Raw genomic sequence first — 26429 nt, 5'->3', positions numbered from 1 at the left:
GACGTGACAGGCCGCTGATGTGAACCACATCACACCAGGTGCACCGTTGGTGTGCTGGCAAGAACCCGTCGTTTGCCTCGCTGTACCGGGTCCGGCCGAGGCAGAGCAGGACGCCGAAGAGGACGGGCTCCGGCTGCCGCCCAAGCCGGCGCGTGTCCGACGCCGCGACGCACCCCTCACCCCCGAGGAAGCCGGACTCCGCGAGCGACTCCAGCGCCAGGTCCTCGACGGCGCAGACTGATACCGGCGGGACCCCGGCCCCAACTGCGGCCAGATCTCAGGCGAATCCGGAGGTGCGCCGTTCCGACGCAGGTCGGCTGGCCGCCGGTGGGGAATTTCGGAGAGCAGGTCTGTCCCACCCCCGATCACGGAGTGGCCGAATTCAAGGAGCCCCATCAGCGTGGCACTCCGAGCATCCGGCCGACGGAGAACGCCAACAATTCGCCCGCCCTACGTGCCAACTGCCCTGAACTGAAGGCCCTCCACGAGCGCGTCCGCGGCTTCGCGGAGATCCTTCAAAGATGCTCCGGTCAGCACCTCAAAGCTGGATCATCGCCGTCCGCACCCCGGACCTGCCCCGCCTGCATGCCTTCGCCACCGGCCTGGAGGAAGACCAGGGTGCCGTGCTCCAAGGCCTGAGCACACGCTGGAACTCCGGACCCGTCGAGGGATGCGTCAATCACATCAAGATGGTCAAACGCCAGATGCTCGGACGAGCCAAGCTCCCCCTGCTCCGCAAACGCGTCCTTCTCACGGCCGCAGCAAACAGGTGACCCGGAGCCAGGGCTGTCAGACCCCTGCGGCATGCTCGCCAGCATGAACGAAGACGCCTTCTGGCAGCTCATCGAGGACTGCAGGCCCGCGGAGACTGACCCGGACGGCGAACTCCTTGCAGTCACGCTCACCGAGCGGCATGCCCAGTCCCCGTTGGCGCTGGTCATCGGCTTTGCCGAACAACTGTCATGGGCGCTCTACCGGCTGGACCGCAAGGAATACGGACACAACCTGTCCGACGACGCCTTCCTCTACACCCGTGCCGCGGTCGTCGCCGCCGGCCGCACCGAATTCGACAACGTCCTCCAGGACCCTGCAGCTTTCACTCCTTACGCCATCGACCTCATCTGGGCCGAGCCCCTGCTCTACGCACCAGACCGGGCGTACGAACGCATCACCGGGGAGGAGTGGGACCGCGATACCCGCTACTCCTACGAATCCTGCGCCAACACCGAGGGCTGGGCTGATTGAACGGCATGGCCTGCGGGTGGTGACGAACTCCAGCGTCGTTGATCGGTTCTGGCTCAACTTCTGGGGTGGCGCTGCGCCCAGTGGATCGGTCCTGTGCCCCCGGAGAACCGACATGGCCAAGGTCCGCTTGGCCGGTTCGGCCAAGCGGACCGGTCCAGCTCATGTACAGATCAGGGTGCCAGGCATGCAGCGCCAGTGACCTCTGGAGGGGCTGCGGGGCTGGCGGGGTCCACGAGGCTCGTGATATCGCCAGCGGCCTGGGTGAGACATGTGGTCTCGGTCTGTGGGTCCGGAGGAGGATCAGCACTGGCAGGCGTGCCGGCGAATCCGAGGAACGCGAGGCCCCCGAGAGTCACTGCGGCGATACGACGCATGAATGCTCCCTGTGAAGTGCGATGCATGTCGTCACAGCACTTACCGCGCAGTCAGGACGACTTTGCCGCACGTCACCCGTTCACGTGCCCTGACTCGCCCGGCAGGGCTACGCAGACAGACCGCACCAAAGAACTGGCGAGCCCTGGCCCGGCACCACGGTCGCCGCGACCCCATGAGCAACCCCGTCCAAGCCGTCGCCGCACTGCTCTCCCGGCAGCAGACCGTCGCCCTGCCCACCGCTCCGCGAGTGTGAACCAACCGGCGAATCCACGATTCACGACGCGCACCGCCAACCGTGCACGAGCTCGTCAGGGCGCGTATCGAAAATGGATCACCGGCGAAGCTCGACGTCTAGGATCGTTTTCCTCGGCACGTCGACCCGGGGAGGCGTCCCAAGTGCCCAGCGCAGTCTTGGTTCATGGTCTTTATCACCAGCCTGAGCACTTCAGCCGGGTTGCCGAGGGCTTGCGAGCGGCAGGCGTGGACGTGGTCGCTCCCGAACTGCACAGGGGCTCTTTGGCTGCGGATACGGCGGCGGTGCAGGCCGCCGTTGACCGACTGGCGGAGCCTCCCTTGGTTCTGGGCCACTCCTACGGAGGGTCGGTGATCACTGGCCTGTGCGGAGTCGGGCGTCTGGTGTACCTGGCGGCCTTCGTACCGGATGCGGGGGAGAGTGCGGCGGGCTTGGGCGGCGCATCCAGCCAGTTGAAATCCGCCATCGAGCCGCAGCACGACGGTTCTACGCGCCTTGACCCAAACCGCGCCGTGGATGCGCTGTATGCAGATTGCCCTGAGCACCTGGCCGCTTGGGCAGTGGGACTACTACGCGCCCAGGCCGCCGGCTGCGGGCGAGGAGTCCCGGAACGCCAGAGCTGGAAACATGCCCCTTCCGTCTACGCCGTCTGCACGAAGGACCGAGCCATCGATCCCGAACTCCAACGGGTCATGGCCGCGCGCTGCGACTCCGTCCGCGAGTGGGAGACGGGGCACTCTCCGTTTGTGGGTCGGCCGGAGCTGGTCATCGACCTGACCCTGGAACTGCTCGGCGCCTCGGGCACTCCGGGCTGGGCGGACCGGGGTGTCGCAGCCACTCGTCGCGGTCATTGAAGAGTGGCTGTGATCAGCGCCTTCGCGCCTGGTCCGGTGGCTTTCACTGGTCCTCGGCCTCGAATGCCTGGGCGACGGCCAGGCTGTCCTCGTAGACACGGTGCCGGGTGACAAGGCCGTCTTCGACGGTGAGATGCAGAGCGAACCGCGCCTGATATGCACGTCCGGTGGGCCGGGCGGTCTGTCGGATCTCGCCGAGCACGACCGCGTCGCTTCCGTCGACAAGAATGCGCTCGACCTCCGTCGCCACATGCTCCGGCACGTGGTACTCGGCAAGCTCTCGATAGTGGGCGGCCACGTCGGCCCGCGTGGACCGGCGACGGATCCACGGCGTGCCAGTACGGCCGTGCTCGGCCTCCGGCCAGTCGAGCTTCCAATCGCTCTGCTCGGCATACAGCTCGGCGATGCGCTCAGGGTCGCCCTCGCCGATTCTGCGCAGCAACTCCTCAACCACAGTACGTGTGTTCGTAGGTCCGGCTATGGACGTGGCTGACCTCTCCGTCCTGGCCCGCGTCCTCCGACGCGGGGAGATCACCAATCCTGCCAGCGCGTGCACGCCGAGACGGTTACCTCTGGAGCAGGGCAAGCGCATCACCTGGGTCCACTTTCGATATACGACCCTAGACCCACGTCGCCAGGAAGGCCGACCGGTATCCGTTCCGCGTGTCCTCTGACGCTGAACCTTGTGTGATTGCCGCAGAAGCTTGGGTAGCGGGTCTCATCCGCGGATACGACGTCCGAGCTCGTCGTCCGGTTACTGTGCTGTGGCGCTGTGCTCCCTGCGGGACCGCAACCACGAGACCAGGTACCAGCAGGCCACCACCAACGCGGACGTCACCGCGGTGGTCGGCCAGCCCCTGTAGATGTGCGCGAGGCCGGTGACAAAGCGCATGACGACGGTGAACGCGGCCCAAACCACCAGCCAGCGAACCAACTTGGCTATTCGATCCTGTCGTCGCATGGCGCGAGCATATCCGCAGGATCGGAGGGGAGCAGACCAGGGTCGTCGCTCGCACAGAGGTCGATCGGCCGATGAATCGGCCGCCGCAGTGGCGGGGCATCGGGGTGGAGGCAATTGCCGCATGCTGGAGATGCCGCACACTCCGGAGGCGAAGCCGGGACGCGGGCTCACCCGGAGGGTCCATGACCGCACTGGACAGCCCGTTGGAGGGAACGGAGCACTGATCTGATGCAAACCCCAGGGCTGTGAACACGCGAGAGGCCCTCTGTTCGCGGTGTGGAAGTTCGGACCCGGCCCCCGAAGCCACCGGCAACGGCGACGACGGCTTGGAGGGTTGCCGCCCATCGGTGACAAGCCTTTCCGCGCCACTCCGTGCAGGAATGCGGAGGCTTCCGCATCGACGGCTCTTACGGTCCTTCCGCCCCGCCTCGGTCCGGTGCGCCCATCAGGGTGGTGACATAGGTATCGAGTCGCTCCTCCACGGCTCGCGTCGTCAGCTCTGTCCTGCCTGCCTCTCGCCATGCCCGTGCCGCCGACTGCAAGTCCTCCGAGAATGCCAGCGCGTCTCGAACTCGCCAGTACAGGCGCTCACTCGCGGCCGCGGCCAGCACTCCGCCGGCCTCCTCGTACGCCTCGGCGAACCGCTGAGCCCACGCCGGGCCGTGCAGCAGCGCGAGATTGGTGGAGCAGTGCGCCACGTCGAGATCCGCCGGCCCCCAGGAGGCAGCCGCCCAGTCGACGACACCGGTGATCCGCGCATCGTCCGGCCTTGAGGGCGGCACGTCGAACAGCACGTTGCCGGGGTGGAAGTCCCGGTGCAGGAACCGCTCTTCATCGGACGGGGCGGGCTCGCGGATGACGTCGATCGCCGCAGCCCATGCGGTCACGTCGGCGCCCTCCGGAACCACGACGGTGTCGGCAGTCGTCAACGCCTGGTACGCCTGGGGCCGTTCGGTGGGCCGCAACGCGTGGATCGCCACGAGTTGACGGGCGAGCAGAGGAACGCGCGTCTCCAGTCCCGCATCGTCGAGAACCGTCCGTCCCGGCAGATGTGTCATGAGGAGCGACGGATAATCGCAGTGCGCGGCGGTCGGATCGACGGCGACCAGTACAGGAGCCGGTACGGCTGTCCCCGCGAGCAGGGTCAGGGCGCGGGCCTCCCTGTTCAGCCAGTCCTCGGCGCGCTCCACGTAGAGCGGATCGACGAAGGCCCGCAGCACCAGATCACGGGTGCCTCCGTCCCGCGTGCCGATGCTCAGCCTCCGCACCTCGGCGGTGATGCCGCCGTGCAGCGCCTCGGTTCCGACGATCCTTTCGCCGGCCTCCAGTTGCCGGCTCACCCAAGCCCGTGTCAACGGGCGGACAGCCGCCGCCTCATCCCGGTTGGTCACCGTGTCACCTCATCATCCGGACGCCGGCACGCGCACAGGCTTTGAGCTGCGTGACCGGATCTTTCTCCCTGGAGCATCGTGATGCCGGCCTGTCGACCGTCCGGTGCTGCCATGACTCGGGTTCTGGCTCGGCTTCCGCCAGGCCGCGTGACTCACGAATCACGAGTCCAGGTGTCTCACAGGTATGGATCAGTCCGGGGGAGCGAGGCGGAAGCCGAGCGGCTGCGGGGCGTCTTCCGCGCCGAATACGCCCACCAGCTGCCCGGCGTCGAAGATGCCTTCGGCCACCAGCTCCTGGCCCTGCTCAAGCAGCTGGCCGCCTCCGCGAGGCCGCGGACGACCTCGCGGAGGCGGCCACAGCCGCCTTTCACCAGCACGCCGACAGCGAGATCCTGCTCAGCTTCCCGGGCCTGGGGCCCATGCTCGGCGCCCGCGTGCTCGCCGAGCTGGGCGACGACCGGGCACGGTTCGCCGACGCCAGGGCGCTGAAGTCGTACGCCGGATCCGCGCCCATCACCCGGGCCTCCGGCAAAAAGCGCTTCGTCGGCCGACGCTTCGTCAAGAACAACCGCCTCATCAACGCCGGCTTCCTCTGGGCCTTCGCCGCCCTCACCACCTCACCCGGAGCCAACATGCACTACCGACGCCGACGCGACCACGGAGACTGGCACGCCGCCGCACAACGGCACCTGCTGAACCGCTTCCTCGGCCAGCTCCACCACTGCCTCAAGACCCGCCAGCATTTCGACGAACAACGCGCCTTCCCGCCACTTCTCCCAGCACCTGCGTGACCGTAGTCCGGGCCTCCCACATTGCCGGATGCCGGAAGGCAGCCGCTCCAGCCACCTGCCGCGCCCTGCAGCTGAGGTCTCGCGCCCGGACTGCCATCATGGTGACCCGGGGCGGGCCTGGCGTTGGGGGCCGCGTGACGTGGGAAGAGTGTGGCGCGAATGCTCGGGATCCAGACCGATGCGTTGGACACGGCCGGGGGAGTGTTCATGACGGTTGTGGCACTGGGCTCTGCGTGGTTGGGAGGGCTGGCCGTGCTCCGGCCGCACCGGCCGCTGCGGCCGATCGTGGGTCCCGTATGGGTAGCCCGCACCTGGGGTCTCGCCTATGTGCTGCTGGGCATCGGTATGGCTGGCAAGATGACGACCATGCTGGCCGGCAAGGAGCCGGCCTGGCCGATGGCCGTGCTCTATTGGGCTGCCGGACCGCTCATGATTTTCTCGATGACCGCTGCAGGCGTGTCCCAGTGGCGAGCGCGCAGTCGGGCCGATGGTGCCGTCAGCGGACGGCACGGACGGCACAAGTGAAGCGGCCCGTGTCCTGGAGCGAGGCGGCACTCGTGAGCGCCGCCTGCTGGACGGTCAGCGGACTGGGATACGGAGTACTCGCCGCCCTCGACGAGCCGCAGCTGTCCCCTGCCCCACTGATCGGCATGGGCCTGGCCCAATGGTTCTTTGCGTATCACCGCTGCTGGCGGGCCGCGGTCGCGGCGTGCCTCGCGGGGTTTGTCGTGCTGTTCGGGCTCGTGGACATCCTGCGGCCGGACCTGGGCCGGTACGTGGCGGATGCCCTGGCCACGGGGGCCGCGTCGACGGTCGCCCTGTCCGTCTTCGCCCTGGTCGATCGCGCAAGTGGACGCCACCACGGCGCAGCAGGCCGACCCTGGTAACTCGGCTACGTCCACCAGCTTGACTTCTTAGCCCCCTGAGATGTCTTTGAGGGCCCGGATGCGCGAGCCGTCCACGGCACAATCGAGCAGGTCGAGCAGGTCGAGCAGGTCGAGCAGGTCGAGCATGTCCAGCAGGTCGGCACGGCGCAGCTCGCCCAGCAGGGCGGCGTGCAAGCGGGGCCAGACATCGGCCTCGGTCCAGCCTCGACGTCGGCGCCATGCCGTCACCCTGGAGCAGCAGCCGACCTCATTCCGAGAGGGCATTCTGAACTGGTATGGCCGATCCGGGCTTTGGCTTGGGTTGGGCATCGCCTTGGCTGTCACGCTGTCCTTCTGAAGCTTCTACAGTGTCCGAGGCGAAAGAGGCTGAGCAGGGAACGGCAGATCAGAAGGGCTGACGCAAGGACGTGGTGCAGATCAAGCGGTTGGCCGACCTGGATCCCGTCCGTCAGCGTCAGGATGCCGCCCTTGCTCTGTGGCGGTGGCGCGCACCGGTCTTCGCGTTCGAAATGGACGCGGAGTGGGGCGTCGACCTGTCTGTGCTGGATTCGTTGTTCCGACTGGCAGCGGCGACCGCCGACGAACAGTCGCATCACGCATACAGGCAAGCAATCGCCGAGCTGCGCACGGCCCCGCTCTTCACGTCTGAAGTCGACCCGGACACGGTCCAGCTCATCCAACTGGAAACCATCGGCAACCTGCTGGCCTTCGGCGATTTGCTGGACGAGTCAGGCTCGGATGCGGGCGAGCGGGTAGTCGAATCCCTGTCCGGCTTGGCGGACTACCTCGACCGTCTCGTCGAGGGCTCGTTCTACTCCCATCCCTCGGAGGAAGCCCACCGCCAATATCTCGCCCACCTGGCGGACCGGGCGAGCGGGGGATATTTCGCATCACGCAACTTCGCTGTCGAGTCTGCCTGCCACGGCGCCCTCCGGGCTTTCCCCGAATCCGCAGGGCTGCTCGACTCGTCCTCCGGTGGCGAGCTGCTCGCGCTTTGTGAGGACTTCGGTGAAGAGCTCGTCGCAACGATGCGGTGGTTCCGCATGACGGGTTACTAGCGATCACGGCCTGAGCTCGATGAGGAGTGCAGCAGCCGTGACGGACCGGTGGTATGGAGAGAGTTGGCTTCGTTCACGAGAATGGGGGCTCTGGTCCACTTCTTGTGGTGGCTCACGGACAGTGACGTCAGTGGTGTGTGGTGGGATGGCCGGACTGCGCCGTTGATCTTCTGGGAGCCCTTTGTGACGTCCTCGTACCCGTCCCTGACTCATGCCCTGGCTGAGGCACTGGTCGATGTCCTGTGGTTCGTCGACGGCTGCGAGGACCAGCAGATGGATCCAGACGACGCGGTCAAGGTCCTGGAGGGTGTCGCCCATTTGGTCAGCACGCTGTCGAATGATCAGCGACAGGAGCTGCTCGCCCTGGTCGGGGAGATGGCAGCCGCCGAGACCAACCCGGCTCGCCGCGAGTTCCTGGAAGAGTTCCCGGAGGGATTCGGGCTCATCGACGATGCGTCCTGAGCAGTCTTTCAGGAGTAGAGCAGGACGCGCTTGCGCAGGAGCTCGAAGCCTGCGCGGCCGAACATCGGGCGCTTCAGCATCTTGATCCGGTTGACGTGGCCCTCGACCACTCCGGAGTTCCACGGCTGCGAGAGCCCGGCAGTGATGGCGTCGAGGTCGCGCTCCAGGTGCCGGGCGAATCATTGGAGGCTGGGCAGGTCGGCGTTGGTCGCGGCCTCGATCCACGTCGGCAGTTGGTGGCCTTGCAGCTGAGTAAGCATGTGGGCGAAGGAGCGCATGTGCCCCGCGAGTGCGTCCAGTTCAGGGCAGTTCGCCAGTACGGCCTTGAGCTGGAGCCGGTCGCCCTCGCCCAGGGCCTCGGGGTGGGCAAGGATCCAGCGGGTAACGACGCGGGCAGATGGCGGCCGGGGCCGATCGGCTGGGGTTTGCCGCGTAGATGCCGGCTGACGTAGGCGCGAACGTTGCCATAGCCGTCCGGGTAGCCCTGTTCTTTGATCTCCTCCCACAGCTTCCAGGCATTGGTCGAGCCCTCCTGCCATCGCTGGTCGAGGTAGGGCTTGTAGGCATCGAGCTTGGTGGGGCGGCTTGCCACTGGCCGGTGAACAACTGCTCCGGCTCTGCGGCGTGGGCACAGCGAAGGACCGTGCTGAAGCCCCCATCGCCCACGGGTCGCGCCCTGGGGCAACTGGCACTGGCTCCCGCCGATGGGCTACCACCGCACGCGCGGGGACGATCCCCCGCACCGCACCGCACCGCACCGCACTGCACCGCACTGCACCGCACCGCACCGCACCGCCCCGCACTGACGCAGACGCGGCGACGCCCCGCTCCCCGCACATGAGTTCGCGCACCAATCACGTGCCGCCCTACCCCTGCCCCCTCCCCGCACCCGAAGATGATCTCGACGTCGGGTTGTGACATCTTCGCGCGGCGGCCGAGTGGGGCGGGTTCGTGCGCCGAGGCAACCACACTGGCGTCCCTGGAATCTCACCGGGGGAGTCGGCCGTTCGCCGGGATTCGCATCTTCGGCGCGCGCCGTGACCGCGAGCCCGGTCCGGCCGCCAGTGCTTCTCCCCGATCCGGAAGGAAACACCGATCACGATGCGTGCGTTACCCAGACCAGCGGCAGCGGTACGGAGAAAGCGGGGCGCCGGCCCGCGCCGCCCCCTCCTCGACCGCCTGGTGCCCCTCCTCCTCACGCTGACCATGGTGGTCACCGGCTCCGCGCTGAGCACGGGACCCGCGACGGCGCAGGACCAGGACGCTGGCGCGGCCTGCGCCGCGCATGCCACCTCCTTCGGCGCCGTGGCGAACGCCCCGGAGATGACCCTCCGCATGGGCTGTGCGGGGGACGCGGGGTCGCTGCGCACACTCGCCCAGAGCGATGACGACCTCGTCGTGGCCTTCGACTACAACGTGCCCGAGCGCCGCGACGAGACCCGCGCCGAGGCCCAGGAAGTGGTCGACTCCGTCCACGCCGACCAGAACTCCGGGCACACCCTCGCCCAGGCGCTCTACGACCGCGCGCGGGACAACGCGGTGGGGCTCTACCCGACGACGGACGTCGGGGACTACGACGGCCGGATCGAGACCGTGGGCGACAGCATCGTGCTCGTCCTGCCCTCCGGGCGGATCGGCACGAGCGCCACGTGGTGGCAGAAGTTCCTCGCGGGCGGGGCCGGCCTGGCCGCGACCGTGCTGGCGAGCGGCGCCTGTCTCGCCATGTTCGCGCCCGGGGCTGCGGCTGCCGCCCCTGTCTGCGGGGCCGTGGGAGGCGGGATCGGCGGCTTCGTCACCGAGGTGATGAACGCGGCCTTCGACCATGCGGACTTCCAGAACCCGGACACGTGGGGCGGTCTGCTCGCCGCGGCCTTCTGGGGCGCGGCGGGAGGCGCCTTCGGCGGTGCCCTGGTGAAGTGGGCCGGCGAAAGCGCCGGAACCTTCGTCACCCGGATCCAGGAGAACCTGCGCGGCCTCGCCGCCCGGCTGGGCAACTTCGGCAACCCGCTGGCGTACCTGGGAGATCACCTGGCCGAGATGGTGCCGCGCCTGGTGGAGCGCCTCGGAGAGCTTCAACGGGGCGTCGGCAACAGCGTCCCCCTGCGGGTCATGGTCGTCGGCGACTCGATGACGCAGGGGTACGAGGGCGACTGGACCTGGCGCTACCGGCTCTGGGAGTGGTTCCGTAACCAGCACGTCGCCGTCGACTTCGTCGGCCCGTACAAGGGGACCAAGGCGCAGGCCCTGCCGCAGCCCCCGTCGAGGCCGGCCCTTCAGGGCGAGACCCCCGGTGCCTCGTTGGACGACCCGGACACCTCCGGCGGCTACGCGGCCGGCGCCGACCCGGCCTTCGACAGCGACCACTTCGGGGTCTGGGGCCGTCAGGTGATGCAGGACAAGAAGCTGATCCGGGGCATGGTGGCGCAGTACAACCCCGACCTGATCCTCGTCGGTCTCGGCTTCAACGACATGGGCTGGTTCGTGAGCGGCCCGCAGGGGACGCTCGACAGTATGAAGACGTTCGTGGACGAGGCGCGGGCAGCCCGTCCCGACGTGAAGTTCGCCCTCGCGGACGTCCCCCAGCGCACCGCCATCGGCGGGCGGGACGACCTGCCGCTCAGCACCACCGACTACGACCTGATGCTGCGCCAGGCAGTCCCGCAGTGGAGCACCGTCACCTCACCGATCGAGACGGTCGACTGGTCGGGCAACTACAGCTGCGCCCCTGGCGCCTGTCCCGCCGGCTACGACGGGCTGCACCCTAACGCGCTCGGCGAGTTCCAGATCGCGCAGGCCTTCGAACGCACTCTTCACGACCGGTACGGCATCGGTCAGACCGTCCCCGACGTCCCCCACTCGATTCCGGAACGCCCGCTGACCGTCGCACGGAACGTCAAGGCCGTATCGAGCGACCTGGGCGTCACGGTCACCTGGGACCGGGTGTACGGCGCGCGCGGCTACACGGTCCGCTCCCGGCTGGTGGGCGCGACCGCGTGGAACGAGACGCCGGTCACGGCGAACCGTTACGACACGACCTGGACCCAGGACGGCTGGGAATGGGAGTACTCGGTCCGTGTCGACAACGCGGGCGACGGCACCTCGGCGTGGTCCCCGGTGATCCGGGCCACCGCCCACCCGCACACGGCGGCGGCACCCGCGAAGATCCTCACCCACGCCACCCTGGACGGTGTGGACCTCTCCTGGGAGCCCGCCACGGGGCCGTACAGCGACAGCGTGGACCGCTACGAGATCATCACCTGGGACAAGGACACGCCGGGCGCCTTCATCCAGAGCACGGCGGTGCGCGGCACCTCGGCGCACATCGACGGGCTGACCCCGGGCCATCACTACCTGGTCGCGATGGTCACCTGGAACGCGGTGGGCGGCGGCCTGCCGGCGGGCGCCCGTCCCGTCACCATCGGCGCGGGCACTCCGCCGGCCCCGACGGACCTGCGCATCAAGTCCCTGGACGCCACGACGGTGCAGCTCAACTGGAGCGGTTCCCCGCAGGCCGCCGGTTACCGCGTCTGGTACCGCAACCGCACGGAGAACGGCCCCTGGCAGTCCGACGAGTACATCTCGGACACCCCGGACCGGGGCATCGCCTTCCTCTTCCCCGGCAACTGGAACTTCGAGTTCGCGGTCACTGCCGTCAACGGCGCCGCGGAATCGGGGCGTTCCAACGTCGTCTCCGTCCCGGCTCCGCCGACCACCGGGGGCGGCCTCACGGACCCCGGCACCGGCACCGGCATCGGCACCGGCATCGGTGGCGGCACCGGCATCGGCGGCGGTGTCGATCCGGGCACCGGCCAGGGTCTCGCCCTCCTGAGCAAGGCCCAGCCTGCCCCCACCGGCCCGCCACCACTCCCGACCGCACGCTCCCGAGACAAGTCCTGACCGCCCCGCCGCCTTCCGCACCCCCACGCATCGCGGGGTTTTGCGGCCACCCGTAGGCGGCGCCGGCGGCGTGCCGGTGGGCACGGTTGGTGGTGGAGTCCACTGAAACGGTCCACTCCACCGTGCCCACGGCATCATCTTTGACCTGCACGCGCTCCAGAGGCTGCGCCCAGGTTCCGTCCGTCTCCGAGCCGGTGAAGACCGGCCGGCAAGTCAGTCAGCTTCACCGCAGTGGCCCGCCAAGCCGCAGTGAGCACCGACTTCTTCTGCCGAAGCGTGGAACCGCGCACCCGGATCGAACGGCACTGGGCCAAGGGCGGTTTGACCGCGGTGGAGCGTACGGAACCGCCAGGCGACCCGTCTGCCTCAGCAGCCGTAGGAGCGCTGAGCGCCCGCCCCCCGGCAGCAGCAGGCTCACCACGCAGAGGTCGAGGGGCTGCGAAAGCTCTGGAGGCTACGTAAGGCGAGAACCTTGCCTTACGACAGCGTTCGGCTCGGTACGAGGCGGACTGAACTCCGAGCGGAGCCATGGCACGATCCGAGCCCGCGGCGCAGTAGCGCGCCGCAAGGACGCCCCGCATCACCGCGGCTCCTGCCGTGACCGGATCGGTCCGCACTCGGACCTGATGAGGCCTGTCGCCACACCGGCTGCGCCGGTCAGGCTTGGGACATGACCCGAGCACTGATCGTCATCGACGTCCAGGAATCCTTCCGCGCCCGCTCGCTGTGGCAGACCATCTCCAATCCGAAGATCGCCGACCAGGTGGACCGACTGGTCCGCCTCGCCCGCCAGGCCGGGGACCTGGTGGTGTGGGTGCTGCATTCCGAGCCCGGCAGCGGCAATGTCTTCGACCCCGCCCTCGGTCATGTCCGGCTGATGGAGGAGTTGGAGCGCCGGGACACGGAACCGCTGATCCACAAGACCTCGCACAACGCCTTCACCACCACCAACCTGCAGCAACTCCTCACGGAGCGCGGCATCCACGAGCTCACTGTCTGCGGCATCCGCACCGAGCAGTGCGTGGAGACCACCACCCGCGTCGCGAGCGACCTCGGCTACCTGGTCACCTTCGTCATCGACGCCACCGCGACCAATCCCATTCCGCACCGTGACGCTCCCGCCGACCAGAGCATCGCCGAACTGCTGGCGGACCCCCGCACCCTGAGCGCCGGGGAGGTCATCAGGCGCAGCGAGTACGCCCTTGCCGGACGCTTCGCCACCATCGCCACCGTCGGGGAGCTGGAGGCCGCGGCCGGATCTCCGGCATGATGACCGGATCGTGAACCAGATCGCCTTCCTCCTGGTGCCCGGACTCCACCTGCTGGACCTGGCAGGCCCCGCGCAGGTCTTCTCCACGGCCTCCGACTTCGGGCACCCCTACACCCTCAGCTACGTCGCCGAGCAGCCCCTGATCCCCACAGCTCAGGGCCTGCCGTTGGCGGTCCGGATCGACTGGCCCGAGCTCGGCCCCGAGGACCTGATCGTGGTGCCCGGCTGGCGTGCGCTCACCCTGGTCGACGGCCCTGCCATCAGCGAGGCCTCCCTGCAGGCCCTCCGGGATCACCACGCCAGGGGCGGGACCGTCGCCAGCGTCTGCGCCGGAGCCGAGGCGCTCGGCCGAGCCGGCCTGCTCGACGGCCGCCGCTGCACCACCCACCACGGTGTGCAGGACGAGCTCGCACGCCGCTACCCCAGGGCGGTGGTCGTCCGCGATGTCCTGCACACCGCCGACGACCGGGTGATCACCTCGGCCGGCATCGCCAGCGGCATCGACCTTGCCCTCCACCTGATCGCCACCCGACACGGCCCCGCCGTCGCCGCCCAGGTGGCCCGGGACATGGTCGTCTACGCGCGGCGCAACGGCGACGAACCGCAGGTCGGGGCCATGCTCAGGTACCGGTCCCACCTCGACGACACCGTGCACCGCGCCCAGGACCTGCTCGACGCCCGCTTCGACCAGCCGTTGCCCCTGCCCGACCTGGCCGCGGCCATCGGCGTGAGCGAACGCACCCTCACCCGTCGCTTCACCCGCGCCACTGACGGCCTCACCCCACTGCGCTATCAGCAGACCCTCCGCCTCGAACGCGCCGAACACCTCATCAGCCACGGCGCCACGGTCGATGCCGCCGCCCGCGCGGTCGGCTTCGAGGACCCCCGCATGCTGCGCCGCCTGCGGGCCCGCGAGACCTGACCGGTAGTCACGTCGATGTCATGCCGCCGACGCCCTGATCTCTCACTTGGACGAGATCAAGCTGCCGAAGGAGCGGATACGAGGAGGTCGGCCTATAGCGCGCCGGCACTGTCCAGGTGCCGTTCGTCGCAGCGCGAGCATGCCGTCGAGCACCCCGGCGGCGGCCAGCAGGTGTGCGCCCACGCACACCGACACGACCCGCCGGGCCAGCGGCGTGACCCGGGCGACCCACGCCACCACGTCGCCGTCCACACGGGCGACCGGGCCGCCGGGGCCCGCCTCGACCGCCCCGGGGACCAGCAGCGTGTCCAGCACGCCGTCCACCTCATCGAAGGACAGGTCCGCGACCAGCCGCAGCCCCGCCGACGTTGTGACCTCGCCGCGGGCCCGCCCCGCGAGCTCGACCCGGTAACCTGCGGCGCCCCCGGTCTCCCGATTGGCCGGGGCGAAGACCTCGGCCGGGCCGGTGACGTCGAGGAGGTCGACGTCGGGGAAGACCGGGATGATGATGCGGCGGGTGCTGGACATGGGCCCATCCTGACCCGCGTGACTTGGTGGCGGCAATGACGGTCTTCTGCCAGATTCGGACATGACAGTCCGGCATACGCGCCGGCGCCCGATGCTCCCTATGAGCATCGGGCGTCGTTCCGGCGTCGGGGGCTATCCTGGCCAGAGCCTGTCTTTTTGACTTCGCGTTGATCGGACCACGTGCGAGGGTGGTGGCCATGCCGCAGCTTGGTCACGCCCTCCGATCTTTCAGCTTCGAGTTCGGGCTTGCTCCGACGCGCTTCGCTGCATGCCGGGAGACACGTGTCCCGGCTGTGGAGCATGCCTTGATGGAGAGCGAGACGCTCTGTGGCATCCCGCGGCGCCAAGTGACCGTCTATCGGCATCTGTTCGTCGCGAAGAGGTCCGGGACGTGCTCGGACTGCCGGGTGAAAGCGGTCGAGGTTTCCTCCCGGCCCTGAGTCGGATATTCCCCATCTGAACTCGATGCCGTCCAGCAGGACATCCAGGCGTGGGGTGGGACAGCGGTGGTGGCGAGCGGAGCGGCAATCGCTGTCGCCACGCGGGACAGTCCGTTCATGCCGAGGTAACCGCCGGAGCCTGTGGGATCGCGTGGCTGCCAGGTCTGGAACGTCGCCCTGTCGAGGTGCGGGTGAGGGCTTGGACCAGTCGGCGGACGAGGAGGGTGCCGGTGCCGGATTCGGAGGGTGGGCATGCTGCAGGTGGCGAGGAGGCCGAGGGCGGTGTCCGCGGCGATGTTCCGTTCCGCGCGGGTCGGGACACCTTTCCGCCTGTCACATTGCCGAGGGGATTGGTGAACGGGTTCTGTGCGATGCACGCGCGTCACCTTGCTCCGGCTGAGGCCGCGGCAGCGTCGGAGCGCGCCGGGGCCGTCGACGGCGCCGCCGTGCGCGAGCGTGGGGTGGGGGCCGAGGGCCGGCGTCCCGCAGGGGGTGTCGAGGGGACGGCGGAGGGTGAGGCGGTGGCGGCCGGTGGACGGGTGGGAATGGGCGTCGTACCCGCCGAGGAGCGGGCGCCGGGGCGAGGAGTGACACTCGCGGGAACCGGCTCGGCCGGGGTCGGTAGGGCTGTGGGGCTGCTCGCGGGGGGCGGAGCCAGGGGGACCGTCGGGGAGGCGGGGTCCTGGTGGGTGGTGCGCAGCAGCGGTACGGCGAAGAGGGCAGCGGCCGCGCAGGCCGCGCCGGCTCCGACGGCGACGCGCAGGATGCGGCGGCGGGCCGCGCCGCGGCGGATCTCCTCGTACCGGCCGGGGGGAGGCATGAGGTGTCCGGAGGGCGGCCGCATGATGACGGCGAGGGGGTCGTCGGGTTCGAAGTCCGGACCGTCGTCACTGTATGTGATCAAGGCTTCTCCTCAGGTGGGCGCGGAGCAGTTCGCGGGCCGCGTGCAGGTCGGCCTTGACGGTTCCTTCCTTGCGTCCGGTCAGCATGGCCACCTCCCGGATCGGCAAGTCAGCGTAGTAGTGCAGGAGGGTCGGTATGCGCAGTCGTTCGGGGAGCGCCTGGACGAGCAGGCGGACCGAGGGGTCGGTCTGCTCGGTGGGCGGGAGGACGGATGCCTCCACGGTGGCGCGGCGCATGGCTCTGCGCTCGCGCTCCAGGCGACGCCAGTGGTCCCGGACGATGTTGGCGGCCGTGACGTAGAGGAACCCCCGGGGTTCTGACACGGACGTCCAGCGGGCCCAGAGGCGGGTGAACGCCTCCGAGGCGATCTCGTGGGCGGTCTCGTCGTCGTCGACCAGACGGCGGCACCAGCCGGCCAGGCGCGGGTAGAGAACGGCGAACAGCTCTGCTGCCGCTTTCTCACGGGACCGTTTCAACGCTCTCCATGGGGGATGGGGGCACTCTTTGCGCCCGGGTGCGTGGGGCACCCGCGGGAAAGACCCCGGACCGAGGGCGTACGTTCCATCGGCCCGGGATCGGGGCGGGCGGCAACCGGTCAGTGGCTCGCGGTGCTCGACGCGGCGAAGACGATCACGTTGTCGAGATAGCCGTCGCCGGTACGGGGGCCACCGCATGTGATGAGCCGCAGCTCCGGCCGGTCGACGTCGCCGTAGACCGCCTTCGTCGGAAAGTCGGCCTTGGCGACGGTCCGTACGGAGGTGACGGTGAACTCGGCCGCTTTGCCGTTCTCCAGGCGCACAGTGATCCCGTCGCCCCGGCGCAGCCGGTCGAGGTGGCGGAAGACACCGTCCCCGTAGGCGCCGACCGTGACATGGCCGAGGATCACCGACGGACCCGTCTGTCCCGGCGTCGGGGAGCGCTCGTACCAGCCCGCCCGGTCGTGCGCGATGATCGGGGGCACCTGCACGCTGCCGTCCTGCGCCAGCCCAAGTCGCATGACCGGGGTGTCGACGCCGATCCCGGGAATCCGCAGCCGCGCCGGGACCGAACGGCCCAGTGTGTCCGGCGCGTTCGCCGGATCCGCGGAGGAGCGGGCGGTGACGTGCTTGCCACTGGGGCGAGTTGCGGACGCCCCGTCGCCGCCGTGGCCGGCGCAGCTCACGAGCAGCGAGGCCGACGCCGCGGTGACGAACACGCGCCTGGAGAGATGGGTCATGCCCCGGTCGCCCGTCGGCGGCGCACGAGGAAGACCGCCGCGCCGCCCACCGCGAGGGCGCCGGCGGCACTGCCGCCGATCAGCATGCCGTCCGAGCCGGAGCTGTCGGAGCCGGTGGTCACACCGGTGTTGGGAGCGCCGCTCGGTACGACGCCGACCTGGCCGCGTCCCTTGCTCGGCGCGGCGGACGGCACGGGGGAGGCCGCCCGGCTCGGCTTCCGGGTGGGGACCGCGCTCGGCTCCGCACTGGCCGGCGCGCTCGGCCGGGCCGACGGTCCGGAGGTGGCGGAGGGGCGGGCGGTCGGGGACGCGCTCGCCCCGTGGGCGAACGCGGGCACCGTGCTCGCCAGCACGGCGACGCACGCGGCTGCCGTGGCGCTGAGGACTGTTCGGCGCATGAATCGCTCTCTTTCGTCGGCCGACCCGGCGGGTGGCCGGGAAGGCTGCGTGATGGATCGAGCGGAGAGACGAGACAGGAGCGGTACGGGTTGTAAAGGATCGGCAAAGTCGTGGCTGGGGGTGGGGAGTGGCGCGCGGTCAGGCCCGTGAAGGCGCACGCCGGTCGGGGGTCGGCCTCCGTAAGGCGGCGGCATGTCAGGCGCAGGCGACGCGCTCGGCCCCAGGACGTCACCCCCCCAGCTCGGGACGGTTGTCCCTCTGGAACGGTGTGTCAGCTGACCTGCAGGGGCAGGGCCTTCGGCAAGTGGGTGCCGTTCAGCTGGGTGAACAGGGCACAGATGCGGGTCGGTGAGAGCTTGCGTTTCGCGGGCTGCGAGAGTCCGGGGCCATGAGCCTGTCCGCACTCGCGAAGGAGACGGGGCTCAACCGCCCCCACTCCGCACGTACTTGTCCTCCCAGGCATCGGTTGCCCTGCGGTGTCGGGTTGTGCCCGGACATGGCCGTCGGCAGATGGTGGATGAGGTCGCCCAGCTGATCGATGCGATGCTGCGGTCCGGGAACCTGATGAAAGGGAGCCGTGGTTCACGTGAGGCTGGTGGCCGAGCACGGATTCACCGGCACCTACCAGCGGATGAAGCTCAAGGTCCGTGAGTTCACGAATACCGCGCCCGTGATTCCCATGAACCCACGGGCGAGTTCATGGGAATCATGGCGCGACCGGCGGTCAGGTCGGGGTGGCGGAGTGTCGTGGCATAGCGCAAGGCCGCATCGATCGAGTGTCCGAACAGATCGCAGATCCGACGGACGTCAACGCCTGTGGCTTGAGTTGCGCCTTCTTCCACGGTCACTGTTCGGCCGGGGTCGGCTTCACCACCCTCGACACCTCTGTCAACAGCGACTCGACGTCCGCTCCCCAGCGCGAGCTGATCACCAGGTCCCGCGCGGGGTCGATCCACAGCAGATGGCCGCCGCCGTTTCCCCGGGCGCAGCGCCCGGATGCCGGGGCTTCGGGCCAGACCGTGCGGTCGTCGTTCAGCCACCAGGACAGCCCGTAGTTCGGCTTGACCTGGCAGGGCGTCCACATCTCGTCGATCCATCGGCGGGAGATGACCTGACGGTCACCCCACGTCCCGCCCCGCAGGCAGAGGTGTCCGATCCTGGCCAGGTCGAGGGCGCTGATCCACAGCCCGCCGCCCCAGTGTGCGCCTCCGGACACCACGGGTACGGGATGGCCGTCGATGTCCACCACGGAGTCTGTGTAGCCGTGCCAGGACCACGAGGGCGAGGCGCCGATCGGCTCCATGATCCGGCTCCGCAGCACCTCCGGCAGGGACTGCCGCAAGAGCACTGTGAGTGCCAGGGCGGTCAGGTTCACCCGGACGTCGTTGTAGGCCCAGCCCTCTCCGGGAGGACCTCCTGCCGACTCCGTCCCCTCCCGTGTGCTCTGGGCGTCGACCGCCGTGGGCTTCCCCCACAGCTCGCCCTCCCACTGGCTGGTCTGATCCAGGAGATGGCGCCACGTGATCCCGCGTCCGTGCCCGTTGGCGAACTGCGGCAGGTCGACGGATCGGCAGACCGGCTCGTCCAGTCGAAGCCGCCCGTCGTCGAACGCCACACCCGCAACCAGCGAAAGGACGCTCTTGGTCGCACTGAACGCCATCTCCTCCCGTGCCGGGTCCCCCCAGGAAGCGACGACCACGCCGCGCCTCACGACGACGCCGCTGGCCCCCTGCCCGTCGAGCAGGGGACCCACCACGTCCCGGTGGGAATCGTCGGACACCTGCGCCGCCAGATACGACACCATGTCCTCCGCTCCGGGCAAGGCCCGCTCGGCCTGCGCCCGGGCGGCGCGCGCCAGGCCGGCCGCGTCCACCCCCGTCCAGTGGTCACCGAGCTCGACGCCGTCCTCCAGGGGCTCCCCCACGGCGCCGCCCGTCGCGGTCAGCGGCTTCGCGGAGCCATCTCCTTCATTTCGTGCAACCTCTATGTCCACCAGGTCTCCGTACGTTGCCAGACGGCTCGGGAGAGCCGAAACCACGAGGTTTCCAACTTGACGGGCAATCAGTCGTACAGGCCTGACCGTCAAGTGCTCCGAGTGAGCGGATGGGAGGTTGTCAGGCCCGAACACGAAGTGCCCACAGGCCTTCTTGATCATCTTGTTCCCTGGCCACCGTCAGGAAACCCGGTGCGGATGTGAGCACCGCCACCGGTGCAGGAGATCGTCGGTCCGGCCGTGCGGGTGGCGACCACCGGCGTGGGCACGTGCCTTCGCCGACGCCCGCCTGCGCGGCCGATCCCCCGCGTTCCCGCACCGATGAGCGAGGCAATCACACCCACAGGCAACCGAGTTGGACGATGCGGGACACAAGCGGAAGGCTGCGACAACAGGGCCCCTGTTGCTCGGTCGGATTTGAACACCCGCAAGCTGTGCAGGAAGCCCTGTCTCCATGCGCGCACGGCTCGGACACCACGCAACTGGGCAACAGGCGTAGAGATCGCGCTCGCCGGGATCGTTAGCGGATGCCTTGTTATCGGTCCAGGCCGCAGGCGGCCTCGGCGGCCGTGAGCCACCCGAGGTACCAACCGGCGAAGTCCGACCGAGAGCCGCCGGCTTGACGTATCGGATGCAGATCCTCGCCGTCGGAGCGCGGGTCACGCCACATTCGGCCGCGCTCCGATCCCGTGACAACCAGCCAGGCCGTCAGCCCGCAGCCCTCATCGCACAGGCAAAGCGCCCCGGCAGTGAAGCGCGGGTCGTACTGCACATCTGCCAGACGCTCCTCCCACACCTCAAAGGCTGCTTCGAGATCGGCGAGGTCGTCGAACTCCTCCCTGAAAGGCTGCTCGGCCAGGATCCCTGCCGCTGTCTCTGGATCCGCCCCTCCCGGAAACAACTCGGCAACCACGCCCGGCTCGAACTCCTCAGGGGAATATCCAATCCAGTGCCACCCGCCGGACCCCTCGCGCCGCACCGGAAAAACGCCGTAAGCCGGGCCGGCCCCGCCAGCTCCGACGTGCAGCAGGAACGAGCGATAGTCCTCGGGCAGCTCGACACCCAACCACGCCTCGAGATCGGCTACCTCGGCCGCCGTCAGAGGTGCAGCGAGTGCGAAGCCGTGTCCCACCGCCCCGAACACCTTGTCGCTGCCCGGGACGGCGGCCAGAGCAAGAACCCGCTCGCGTACCCCGGTCCAGTCAGTCATAGCGCCCGACCCTATCGGCTGGTCGCTGCTCACCCTCGCCTCGATCACGCTCATGACCCGCAGACTCACCGGCCCGCCGTCCGGCCCGACGCATCCCTGCCCCGATCTGCCGAACCCGTCCACGCTGCTTGAGGCGTCACAGGTCCGACGGGAGCGGCATCGCGATGGACGCGACGATGCCGTCCATCGCGTCGTTCAGGACCGCCTCGCGCTCGGCCGGGTCAGTGCATGACCGACCAAGCCTGGGGCCGGCATGTTCGCCTGGGTCATGCCCCCAGATCCTCCGTCACGGGCAGGCACTCGGCGAGCAGGTCGACGACGTCGCGCCAGGCTCGCTGCGCGTGCTGCGGGTGGTAGCCGACGCCGGGGACCGTGGGGTGGTCGACCGGCGGATGGTGGAAGGCGTGCAAGGCGCCGCCGTAGACCGCGAGGCGCCAGTCGACGCCCGCGGCCTGCATCTCAGCGGTGAACGCGTTCCGTCGCGCGGGCGGCATGATCGGGTCCTCCGACCCGACCCCGGCCCACACCGGGCAGCGAATTCGCGCCGCCTCGCCCGGTCGGCCCGTGGTCAGTGCGTTGACTGTGCCGATCGCGCGCAGGTCGACGCCGTCGCGCCCGAGTTCCAGCCCGACAGCGCCCCCGGTGCCGTAGCCGACGGCGGCGATCCGGTCGGGGTCGGTCCGCGGCTCGGTGCGCAACACGTCGAGCGCCGCATGCCCGATGCTTCGCATCCGGTCGGGATCAGCGAGCAGTGGCATGCAACGGGCCAGCATCTCCTCGGGGTCGCTCAAATAGCGCCCGCCGTGAAGGTCGAAGGCCAGCGCTATGTATCCCAGCTCGGCGAGAGCATCGGCCCGGCGGCGCTCGACGTCGCTGAGCCCCGTGCCCTCTGGTCCGAGCAGCACCGCGGGCCGGCGGTCGACACCGGCCGGGAGCGCGAGGTGCCCGATCATCGTCAGACCGTCGGCCGGGTACTCGACCGTACGCGTCGTAATCGTCGTCATGAGACGGGACCGTAGTGATCGTCGAGCCCGGTCCACCCGCTGTTCTGCCGCTGGCAGAGCAGCGCGGACATCCCCCTGAAATACGGCGAGGGCTCACAAGAACCGTCACAAACCTCGTCCCCACGGCAGCCATCCATCCCGTTGCCCCTTTGACCCGTATCTCGGTCAGGCCTCTCACCGGTCTGAAGATGGGTTCTCGAAGGCACCAGGGGGACTTTCGGGAGGGAGGGGCCCGAACGGTGCTCGGAGGCCGGAGTTCCATCCGCCATGACTACGAGGGGTGTCGCGCCTCCGCGCCCGCGATGGTCTCCCGCAGCACCTGCTCCGCTGAGGCGAGTTCGGCGGCCCGCTGCTCGATGGCCTGCAACTGCTCGCGGAGAGCGCGGAGCACACCGGGGCACGGTTGCACGGTTGCCGTGTCCGTCGTGCAGGGCAGGACTTGGCGGATGACGCGGGTGGGGAGCCCGGCGGCGAGGAGCGCGCGGATACGTCGTACGTCATCGGCGGCGGAGGCGGGGTAGACCCGATAACCGTTGGGCAGCCGTTCGGGCCGCAGCAGCCCCGCTCGCTCGTAGTAGCGCAGCAGCCGCTCGCTGGTTCCGGTCTGTGCGGCCAACTCCCCGATCAGCACGAACCCGTCTCCTCGCTTGACCTTCCAACCGTGTCAGGGGTCAACACTGGCCTGGCCCGGCCGCATTCCATCCGCGGCCCCACTCCTTCGGAGGGTGATCATGATCATCGATGCGCACAGTCACGTTCACGACCCGCTCGGGCCGCACCTGTCCGCGCTCGACGACGCGGGCGTCGACCGTGTCGTCCTCTTCCCCACTCGCCCGCACCCGGAGCGGGCGAAGGATCTGGCATCTCTGCGTCGCGAGATGAGCGTGCTGGACACCGCGTTGAAGGGCGAGGCGGACGGCGCGGCCGCGGCCGATGGCTTCGCCGTGGCGCAGCGTGAGCTGCATGCGGCCCTGGCGGCCCACCCCGACCGGTTTCTCGGTTTCGGCTCCGTGCGGCTGGGCCGCCCCGCCGCCGAGACGGGGGAGGCCGTAGCCCGTGACGTGGTCGCCCGCGGGCTGCACGGCGTCGGAGAGCTCACTCCGCCTCCCGACCGTGCAGCCCTGGTGGAGCCCGTCCTCCAGGCCGCGCACGACCACGCCGGCCTGCCGGTGATCGTCCACGGCTGGGCGCCCACGACCGCGGGCGACATCCGCACCCTGGCGAGCCTGGCGGCGCGCTATCCGAAGGCGCCGCTGGTGATCAGCCAACTCGCCGGAACCAACTGGATGCAGGCGATCGAACTGGCCAGGGCCACACCCAACATCTACCTCGAACTCTCCACCGCACATCTGATCTTCGCCGTCCGGCTCGCCATCCGCGAACTCCCCACCCGCACCCTCTTCGGCTCCGACGCCCCCTACGGAGACCCCGTCGTCGCCCGCACCACGGTGGAACGAGTGACAGCTCCCGGCGAGGTCCGCGACCGGGTACTCGGCGGCAACCTGGCAGAGCTGCTGCGTCTGTCCTGACACGGTTCGATGAACGCGCCGGCAAGGAGGGCGCGGCATCTCGGCGCCCCATGCGACGCGGCCCGGCGAGGCCCGGCCGCCCACGGCGCCTTCCTCGGGCGCGGCGCGGACCACCACCGAAAGAGACCTCGCGACTCGCCCCGCGCGCGGCCGCCGGGTCAGAGTCTGCGCCAGCGCGCGTTGCACCAGGAGAACAGGCCGAATGCCGCGAGGCCGAGCGCGATCAGCGCCAGCAGCCAGGGGCCTGCGGGCAGGTCCCGGAACGAACGCAGTGTGTCGTCCATACCCTTGGCCTGGTCGGGCTGGTGCCGGGCGGCCGCGACGAGGGCGAAGACCCCGGCTACGGCGAAGACGGTTCCGCGTGCCACACCGCCCGCTGTACCGACGATGTCGGTGCCCCGCGTGACCTGGCGGGACATCGTCTCGGTCCGCAGGTGCTTGCGGAACTTCTGCCGCGCGGCCCGGTACGCGATCCACACACCGGCGCCCACCACGACCGCTCCCGCGACACCGACGATCCACTGACCGCCGGGCCACTTCAGGACTGTCGCGGTGACGTCGTCGGTCTGCTGGTCGGAGGAGCCGCTGCCGCTGCCCTCCTCTCCGGCCGCGTACGACAGCACCGAGTACGACACGAAGCCGTAGAAGACGGCCCGTGCGGCGGACATCGCCCGCTTGGACGGCTTGGCGCCGTCAGGCCCGGACGCGCCGAACACCGCCTCGGACAGCCGCCACAAGGCCATGCCGACCAAGGCGAGTCCGACGATCCACAGCATCACCGACCCGAGGGGTTTGTCGGCCAGTTGGCCGAGGGCACCCCCGCGATCGGCCTGCCGTCCGCTGCCGTCACCGCCGAACGCGATCTGCACCGCGATGACGGCCACGAGCAGATAGATCAGTCCACGGGCCGCGAAGCCCGCCCGCGCCGCCACTCTCACCGCCGGGCTGCCACCCACGCGACGAGCCTCACCTCGGCCATTCGAAGAAACGCCCATATCATCGTCACTTCCCCTTGACGCTCCGCACATACCTGACCGAACACCAGGCGCCAGGCCAGCCCTCACCCAGGGCAGCTGAGGTAGAAGGCCTCGAAGTCCAGGGGCGGCCCGGGAGGGGGCCGGACGGGTCGGCCGTGACCGCCGTCCTGGGGCACGGCAGCAGCCGTGAGCTGGCCACGATGCCCGATGCCGGCGGCACGGACATGGTGCGCGCCTGCTCGCGCCCCTCATTCAGGCGAACGAAGTCGCCCCCCGGGTCGCCGGACGGACATCTTCGCGCGGCGGGCGACGGCAACGGCAGTGACGTGTGAGCAACCGCAGCCCCATCGGCTGTCTGGGTGTCGGTCTTCTCTGGGATGGTGTGCCGGATGCCTCGATGTCGCAGGTAGTCGCGAACGGGGGCCGCTGCTCTAGGTCTTGTCCGCCGCGAGACTGTCGGGCTTCGTGCTCACCTGCTGCGTCGGCCTCGCTCTGGACCTGCTGAAGTAGTCGTTCCCAAGTTCCGTCGGCCCACCACAGCCGGTGACGTTCGTAGACCGTCTTCCACGGTCCGAACTGTTCGGGCAGGTCACGCCACTGCACCCCGGTCCGCACGCGGTGCAGAATCCCGTTGATCACCTTCCGGTGATCCCACCGTCTGCCACAACGCCTGTTACTGACTGGCTGGAACGGGCGCAGTCGTTCCCACTCCGCATCACTCAGATCGCCCCGCCCCAGGTCCACCCCAAACGACGCGGAGACGGGACAGACACGTGATCGCCCTGCAGCGGCAGGGCTCGATCGGGGGTTACTCCTGCGGTGGGCCGATGACGGACTGACCGATCTGCTCTGCCAGCCAGGAGGCGTGCCGTTCGCCCACTGCTGCAAGCTGACGCGCCACGCGCAGAGCCAGTACCGGGTCGGTGGTGCGGAAGACCGGGTACGCGACGGGGTTGGACATGTCAGCACCCTGTCACAACCGACAATCAGCAGGCCGGGGCCTAGCCGCAGCCGCGACTGTGCGCATCACCCCCTGCCACCGCGGCAGGGGGTGATGCGTAGCGGGTGGATCACCCTGCCTTCAGCTCCTGGAGTCTGGTGGCCCGGTCCAGGGCTCTTGAGCGTCGCCGCACGCCGCTCGCCGCGTCCGCCGGCAGGTCAGTCCTGCGGCGATTCGCCGGCAGCCGAGCGGCGACCCCCGATGGAGGCGGTCAGCGCGTCTGCCACGATCGCCGCATCCGCCTCTGCGACATCTGCCGGGTATTCCGGCAGCAGATCGTCCCAGACAGGCATCCATGATCCGAACAGCTGGGTCTGTCCCTCGGGTCGGGCGAAGAACCAGATGTGCAGGTGTGCGCCTCCGTCTCCGATGCGGTAGACGTGGGCTCGCGAAATGTGTGGCAGGGCCTGCACGTGGCGGACGATGTGAGTGGACAGAACCCCCAACTCGGCTGCCAGCTCATCAGGCAGGTCAGCCATGTCATAGTGCTCGAGCGGATGCAGCATGAGCACCAGCGGCACACCGACTCCCGTGATCCGGGTGAGCCGCCAACTGTCGTTGAACCAGATCCCGTCACCTCGGCCGCTGTCGCTGCACGCCTCGCAGCTCGACGGGTCCTCGCCGTGCCGCGCAGGCTCGGGCAGAACCGGAGGGCGCAGCGGCGCGACGCGCAATCCGTCTGGTTCGAACGGGCTGATGTTCCACCCTGTCATGCGTGCGAGCGGGAGCCGACGCTCACCATCCGCGGCGGCAAGCGCGTGGTCGTAGAACTCGTCAGGTCGCAAGGCCATGGACCGAAGGCTAGTTCGACCTCGACGCCCTGTGAGGACCGGGGTGACCTGGCTCCTCCCTGATGGGAGGCAG

25 protein-coding genes and 5 pseudogenes are annotated in these 26429 nt (G+C 69.4%); 12 read left to right on the top strand and 18 right to left on the bottom strand.

Annotation, left to right across the window (positions count from 1 at the left end):
- Positions 1–521 precede the first annotated feature (521 nt).
- The 3 genes from OIB37_RS01400 (at position 522) to OIB37_RS01390 (ending at position 2727) form a co-directional block, all read left to right on the top strand.
- Complete coding sequence (locus tag OIB37_RS01400) at positions 522–773, top strand: transposase (protein WP_330455637.1); 252 nt, start codon at positions 522–524, stop codon at positions 771–773.
- 43 nt (positions 774–816) lie between these two features.
- Positions 817–1245: a DUF4240 domain-containing protein gene (locus OIB37_RS01395; protein ID WP_330455636.1), complete on the top strand. Its 429-nt coding sequence runs from the start codon at positions 817–819 to the stop codon at positions 1243–1245.
- A gap of 771 nt (positions 1246–2016) precedes the next feature.
- A complete protein-coding gene (locus OIB37_RS01390) occupies positions 2017–2727 on the top strand; it encodes an alpha/beta hydrolase (RefSeq protein WP_330455635.1) in 711 nt (236 codons plus the stop codon).
- A 43-nt stretch (positions 2728–2770) separates the two neighbouring features.
- Here OIB37_RS01390 and OIB37_RS01385 read toward each other — a convergent pair whose 3' ends face one another.
- The gene (locus OIB37_RS01385) at positions 2771–3181 is read right to left on the bottom strand and encodes a nuclear transport factor 2 family protein (RefSeq protein ID WP_330455634.1); all 411 of its coding nucleotides are present in this window, start codon (positions 3179–3181) and stop codon (positions 2771–2773) included.
- A gap of 914 nt (positions 3182–4095) precedes the next feature.
- Positions 4096–5079 carry a phosphotransferase family protein gene (locus OIB37_RS01380; RefSeq protein ID WP_330455633.1) on the bottom strand — a complete coding sequence of 328 codons (984 nt, stop codon included), beginning with the start codon at positions 5077–5079 and terminating at the stop codon, positions 4096–4098.
- A 210-nt stretch (positions 5080–5289) separates the two neighbouring features.
- Between OIB37_RS01380 and OIB37_RS01375 the strand changes: the two are divergent.
- The 3 genes and pseudogenes from OIB37_RS01375 to OIB37_RS01365 all read left to right on the top strand — a co-directional run.
- Positions 5290–5870, top strand: a pseudogene (locus tag OIB37_RS01375) (transposase); the annotation flags it as partial.
- 159 nt (positions 5871–6029) lie between these two features.
- Positions 6030–6395, top strand: a complete 366-nt coding sequence (locus OIB37_RS01370) for a hypothetical protein (protein WP_330455632.1) — start codon at positions 6030–6032, stop codon at positions 6393–6395.
- An 8-nt stretch (positions 6396–6403) separates the two neighbouring features.
- Positions 6404–6757 (top strand): hypothetical protein, encoded by a 354-nt coding sequence (locus OIB37_RS01365; RefSeq protein ID WP_330455631.1) that lies wholly within the window; start codon positions 6404–6406, stop codon positions 6755–6757.
- A 27-nt stretch (positions 6758–6784) separates the two neighbouring features.
- Here OIB37_RS01365 and OIB37_RS01360 read toward each other — a convergent pair whose 3' ends face one another.
- Positions 6785–7021 carry a hypothetical protein gene (locus tag OIB37_RS01360; protein WP_443058106.1) on the bottom strand — a complete coding sequence of 79 codons (237 nt, stop codon included), beginning with the start codon at positions 7019–7021 and terminating at the stop codon, positions 6785–6787.
- A gap of 143 nt (positions 7022–7164) precedes the next feature.
- Here OIB37_RS01360 and OIB37_RS01355 point away from each other — a divergent pair, with 143 nt between their 5' ends.
- Complete coding sequence (locus OIB37_RS01355) at positions 7165–7815, top strand: hypothetical protein (protein WP_330455630.1); 651 nt, start codon at positions 7165–7167, stop codon at positions 7813–7815.
- Between the two features lie 183 nt (positions 7816–7998).
- Positions 7999–8277: a hypothetical protein gene (locus tag OIB37_RS01350; protein WP_330455629.1), complete on the top strand. Its 279-nt coding sequence runs from the start codon at positions 7999–8001 to the stop codon at positions 8275–8277.
- Positions 8278–8285: 8 nt separating this feature from the next.
- Here OIB37_RS01350 and OIB37_RS36210 read toward each other — a convergent pair.
- A pseudogene (locus tag OIB37_RS36210) lies at positions 8286–8453 on the bottom strand (ISL3 family transposase); the annotation flags it as partial.
- A 925-nt stretch (positions 8454–9378) separates the two neighbouring features.
- Between OIB37_RS36210 and OIB37_RS01345 the strand changes: the two are divergent.
- Positions 9379–12174 (top strand): fibronectin type III domain-containing protein, encoded by a 2796-nt coding sequence (locus OIB37_RS01345; protein WP_330455628.1) that lies wholly within the window; start codon positions 9379–9381, stop codon positions 12172–12174.
- A gap of 58 nt (positions 12175–12232) precedes the next feature.
- Here OIB37_RS01345 and OIB37_RS01340 read toward each other — a convergent pair.
- A pseudogene (locus OIB37_RS01340) lies at positions 12233–12373 on the bottom strand (IS5/IS1182 family transposase); the annotation flags it as partial.
- A 471-nt stretch (positions 12374–12844) separates the two neighbouring features.
- Here OIB37_RS01340 and OIB37_RS01335 point away from each other — a divergent pair.
- A complete protein-coding gene (locus OIB37_RS01335) occupies positions 12845–13444 on the top strand; it encodes an isochorismatase family protein (protein WP_330455627.1) in 600 nt (199 codons plus the stop codon).
- Positions 13445–13454: 10 nt separating this feature from the next.
- Positions 13455–14366 carry a GlxA family transcriptional regulator gene (locus OIB37_RS01330; RefSeq protein ID WP_330455626.1) on the top strand — a complete coding sequence of 304 codons (912 nt, stop codon included), beginning with the start codon at positions 13455–13457 and terminating at the stop codon, positions 14364–14366.
- A gap of 132 nt (positions 14367–14498) precedes the next feature.
- On the opposite strand, the pseudogene OIB37_RS01325 reads toward OIB37_RS01330, so the two are convergent.
- The 9 genes and pseudogenes from OIB37_RS01325 to OIB37_RS01285 all read right to left on the bottom strand — a co-directional run.
- Positions 14499–14894 (bottom strand): annotated as a pseudogene (locus OIB37_RS01325) (DJ-1/PfpI family protein); the annotation flags it as partial.
- 822 nt (positions 14895–15716) lie between these two features.
- Positions 15717–16238: a hypothetical protein gene (locus OIB37_RS01320; RefSeq protein ID WP_330455625.1), complete on the bottom strand. Its 522-nt coding sequence runs from the start codon at positions 16236–16238 to the stop codon at positions 15717–15719.
- Complete coding sequence (locus OIB37_RS01315; RefSeq protein ID WP_330455624.1) at positions 16222–16713, bottom strand: RNA polymerase sigma factor; 492 nt, start codon at positions 16711–16713, stop codon at positions 16222–16224. Before OIB37_RS01315 ends, OIB37_RS01320 begins: the two co-directional genes overlap by 17 nt.
- 119 nt (positions 16714–16832) lie before the next feature.
- Complete coding sequence (locus OIB37_RS01310) at positions 16833–17453, bottom strand: class F sortase (protein ID WP_330455623.1); 621 nt, start codon at positions 17451–17453, stop codon at positions 16833–16835.
- A complete protein-coding gene (locus tag OIB37_RS01305) occupies positions 17450–17851 on the bottom strand; it encodes a sortase-dependent protein (RefSeq protein ID WP_330455622.1) in 402 nt (133 codons plus the stop codon). Before OIB37_RS01305 ends, OIB37_RS01310 begins: the two co-directional genes overlap by 4 nt.
- An 845-nt stretch (positions 17852–18696) precedes the next feature.
- The gene (locus OIB37_RS01300) at positions 18697–19845 is read right to left on the bottom strand and encodes a serine hydrolase domain-containing protein (protein WP_330455621.1); all 1149 of its coding nucleotides are present in this window, start codon (positions 19843–19845) and stop codon (positions 18697–18699) included.
- A 535-nt stretch (positions 19846–20380) separates the two neighbouring features.
- Positions 20381–21109 (bottom strand): SMI1/KNR4 family protein, encoded by a 729-nt coding sequence (locus OIB37_RS01295; RefSeq protein WP_330455620.1) that lies wholly within the window; start codon positions 21107–21109, stop codon positions 20381–20383.
- Positions 21110–21321: 212 nt separating this feature from the next.
- A complete protein-coding gene (locus tag OIB37_RS01290) occupies positions 21322–22059 on the bottom strand; it encodes a dienelactone hydrolase family protein (RefSeq protein ID WP_330455619.1) in 738 nt (245 codons plus the stop codon).
- Between the two features lie 271 nt (positions 22060–22330).
- A complete protein-coding gene (locus OIB37_RS01285; RefSeq protein ID WP_330455618.1) occupies positions 22331–22690 on the bottom strand; it encodes a MerR family transcriptional regulator in 360 nt (119 codons plus the stop codon).
- A gap of 100 nt (positions 22691–22790) precedes the next feature.
- Here OIB37_RS01285 and OIB37_RS01280 point away from each other — a divergent pair, with 100 nt between their 5' ends.
- Complete coding sequence (locus OIB37_RS01280; RefSeq protein WP_330455617.1) at positions 22791–23588, top strand: amidohydrolase family protein; 798 nt, start codon at positions 22791–22793, stop codon at positions 23586–23588.
- A gap of 158 nt (positions 23589–23746) precedes the next feature.
- On the opposite strand, the gene OIB37_RS01275 is transcribed toward OIB37_RS01280, so the two are convergent.
- From OIB37_RS01275 to OIB37_RS01260, 4 genes and pseudogenes are all read right to left on the bottom strand, one after another.
- On the bottom strand, positions 23747–24583 hold the full coding sequence (locus tag OIB37_RS01275; protein ID WP_443058105.1) for a DUF1206 domain-containing protein: 837 nt from the start codon (positions 24581–24583) through the stop codon (positions 23747–23749).
- A 453-nt stretch (positions 24584–25036) separates the two neighbouring features.
- A pseudogene (locus OIB37_RS01270) lies at positions 25037–25303 on the bottom strand (transposase); the annotation flags it as partial.
- Positions 25304–25373: 70 nt separating this feature from the next.
- Positions 25374–25526, bottom strand: a complete 153-nt coding sequence (locus OIB37_RS01265) for a hypothetical protein (protein ID WP_330455616.1) — start codon at positions 25524–25526, stop codon at positions 25374–25376.
- A gap of 197 nt (positions 25527–25723) precedes the next feature.
- A complete protein-coding gene (locus OIB37_RS01260; protein WP_330455615.1) occupies positions 25724–26356 on the bottom strand; it encodes a hypothetical protein in 633 nt (210 codons plus the stop codon).
- Positions 26357–26429 lie beyond the last annotated feature (73 nt).

It is taken from the genome of Streptomyces sp. NBC_00820 (genome assembly GCF_036347055.1).
Classification (GTDB): Bacteria; Actinomycetota; Actinomycetes; order Streptomycetales; family Streptomycetaceae; genus Streptomyces.
Note: the sequence above shows the minus strand (reverse complement) of the source record. Positions and strands in the feature narration are given on the sequence as shown.

Excerpts from the sequence above, each read along its gene's own strand:
- OIB37_RS01260 (WP_330455615.1), bottom strand. The coding sequence starts at position 26,356 with ATGGCCTTGCGACCTGACGAGTTCTACGACCACGCGCTTGCCGCCGCG.
- OIB37_RS01395 (WP_330455636.1), top strand. The coding sequence starts at position 817 with ATGAACGAAGACGCCTTCTGGCAGCTCATCGAGGACTGCAGGCCCGCG.
- OIB37_RS01275 (WP_443058105.1), bottom strand. The coding sequence starts at position 24,583 with ATGGGCGTTTCTTCGAATGGCCGAGGTGAGGCTCGTCGCGTGGGTGGC.
- OIB37_RS01265 (WP_330455616.1), bottom strand. The coding sequence starts at position 25,526 with ATGTCCAACCCCGTCGCGTACCCGGTCTTCCGCACCACCGACCCGGTA.
- OIB37_RS01290 (WP_330455619.1), bottom strand. The coding sequence starts at position 22,059 with ATGACGACGATTACGACGCGTACGGTCGAGTACCCGGCCGACGGTCTG.
- OIB37_RS01400 (WP_330455637.1), top strand. The coding sequence starts at position 522 with ATGCTCCGGTCAGCACCTCAAAGCTGGATCATCGCCGTCCGCACCCCG.
- OIB37_RS01295 (WP_330455620.1), bottom strand. The coding sequence starts at position 21,109 with ATGAGCGTGATCGAGGCGAGGGTGAGCAGCGACCAGCCGATAGGGTCG.
- OIB37_RS01310 (WP_330455623.1), bottom strand. The coding sequence starts at position 17,453 with ATGACCCATCTCTCCAGGCGCGTGTTCGTCACCGCGGCGTCGGCCTCG.
- OIB37_RS01370 (WP_330455632.1), top strand. The coding sequence starts at position 6,030 with ATGCTCGGGATCCAGACCGATGCGTTGGACACGGCCGGGGGAGTGTTC.
- OIB37_RS01335 (WP_330455627.1), top strand. The coding sequence starts at position 12,845 with ATGACCCGAGCACTGATCGTCATCGACGTCCAGGAATCCTTCCGCGCC.
- OIB37_RS01360 (WP_443058106.1), bottom strand. The coding sequence starts at position 7,021 with ATGCCCTCTCGGAATGAGGTCGGCTGCTGCTCCAGGGTGACGGCATGG.
- OIB37_RS01345 (WP_330455628.1), top strand. The coding sequence starts at position 9,379 with ATGCGTGCGTTACCCAGACCAGCGGCAGCGGTACGGAGAAAGCGGGGC.
- OIB37_RS01280 (WP_330455617.1), top strand. The coding sequence starts at position 22,791 with ATGATCATCGATGCGCACAGTCACGTTCACGACCCGCTCGGGCCGCAC.
- OIB37_RS01305 (WP_330455622.1), bottom strand. The coding sequence starts at position 17,851 with ATGCGCCGAACAGTCCTCAGCGCCACGGCAGCCGCGTGCGTCGCCGTG.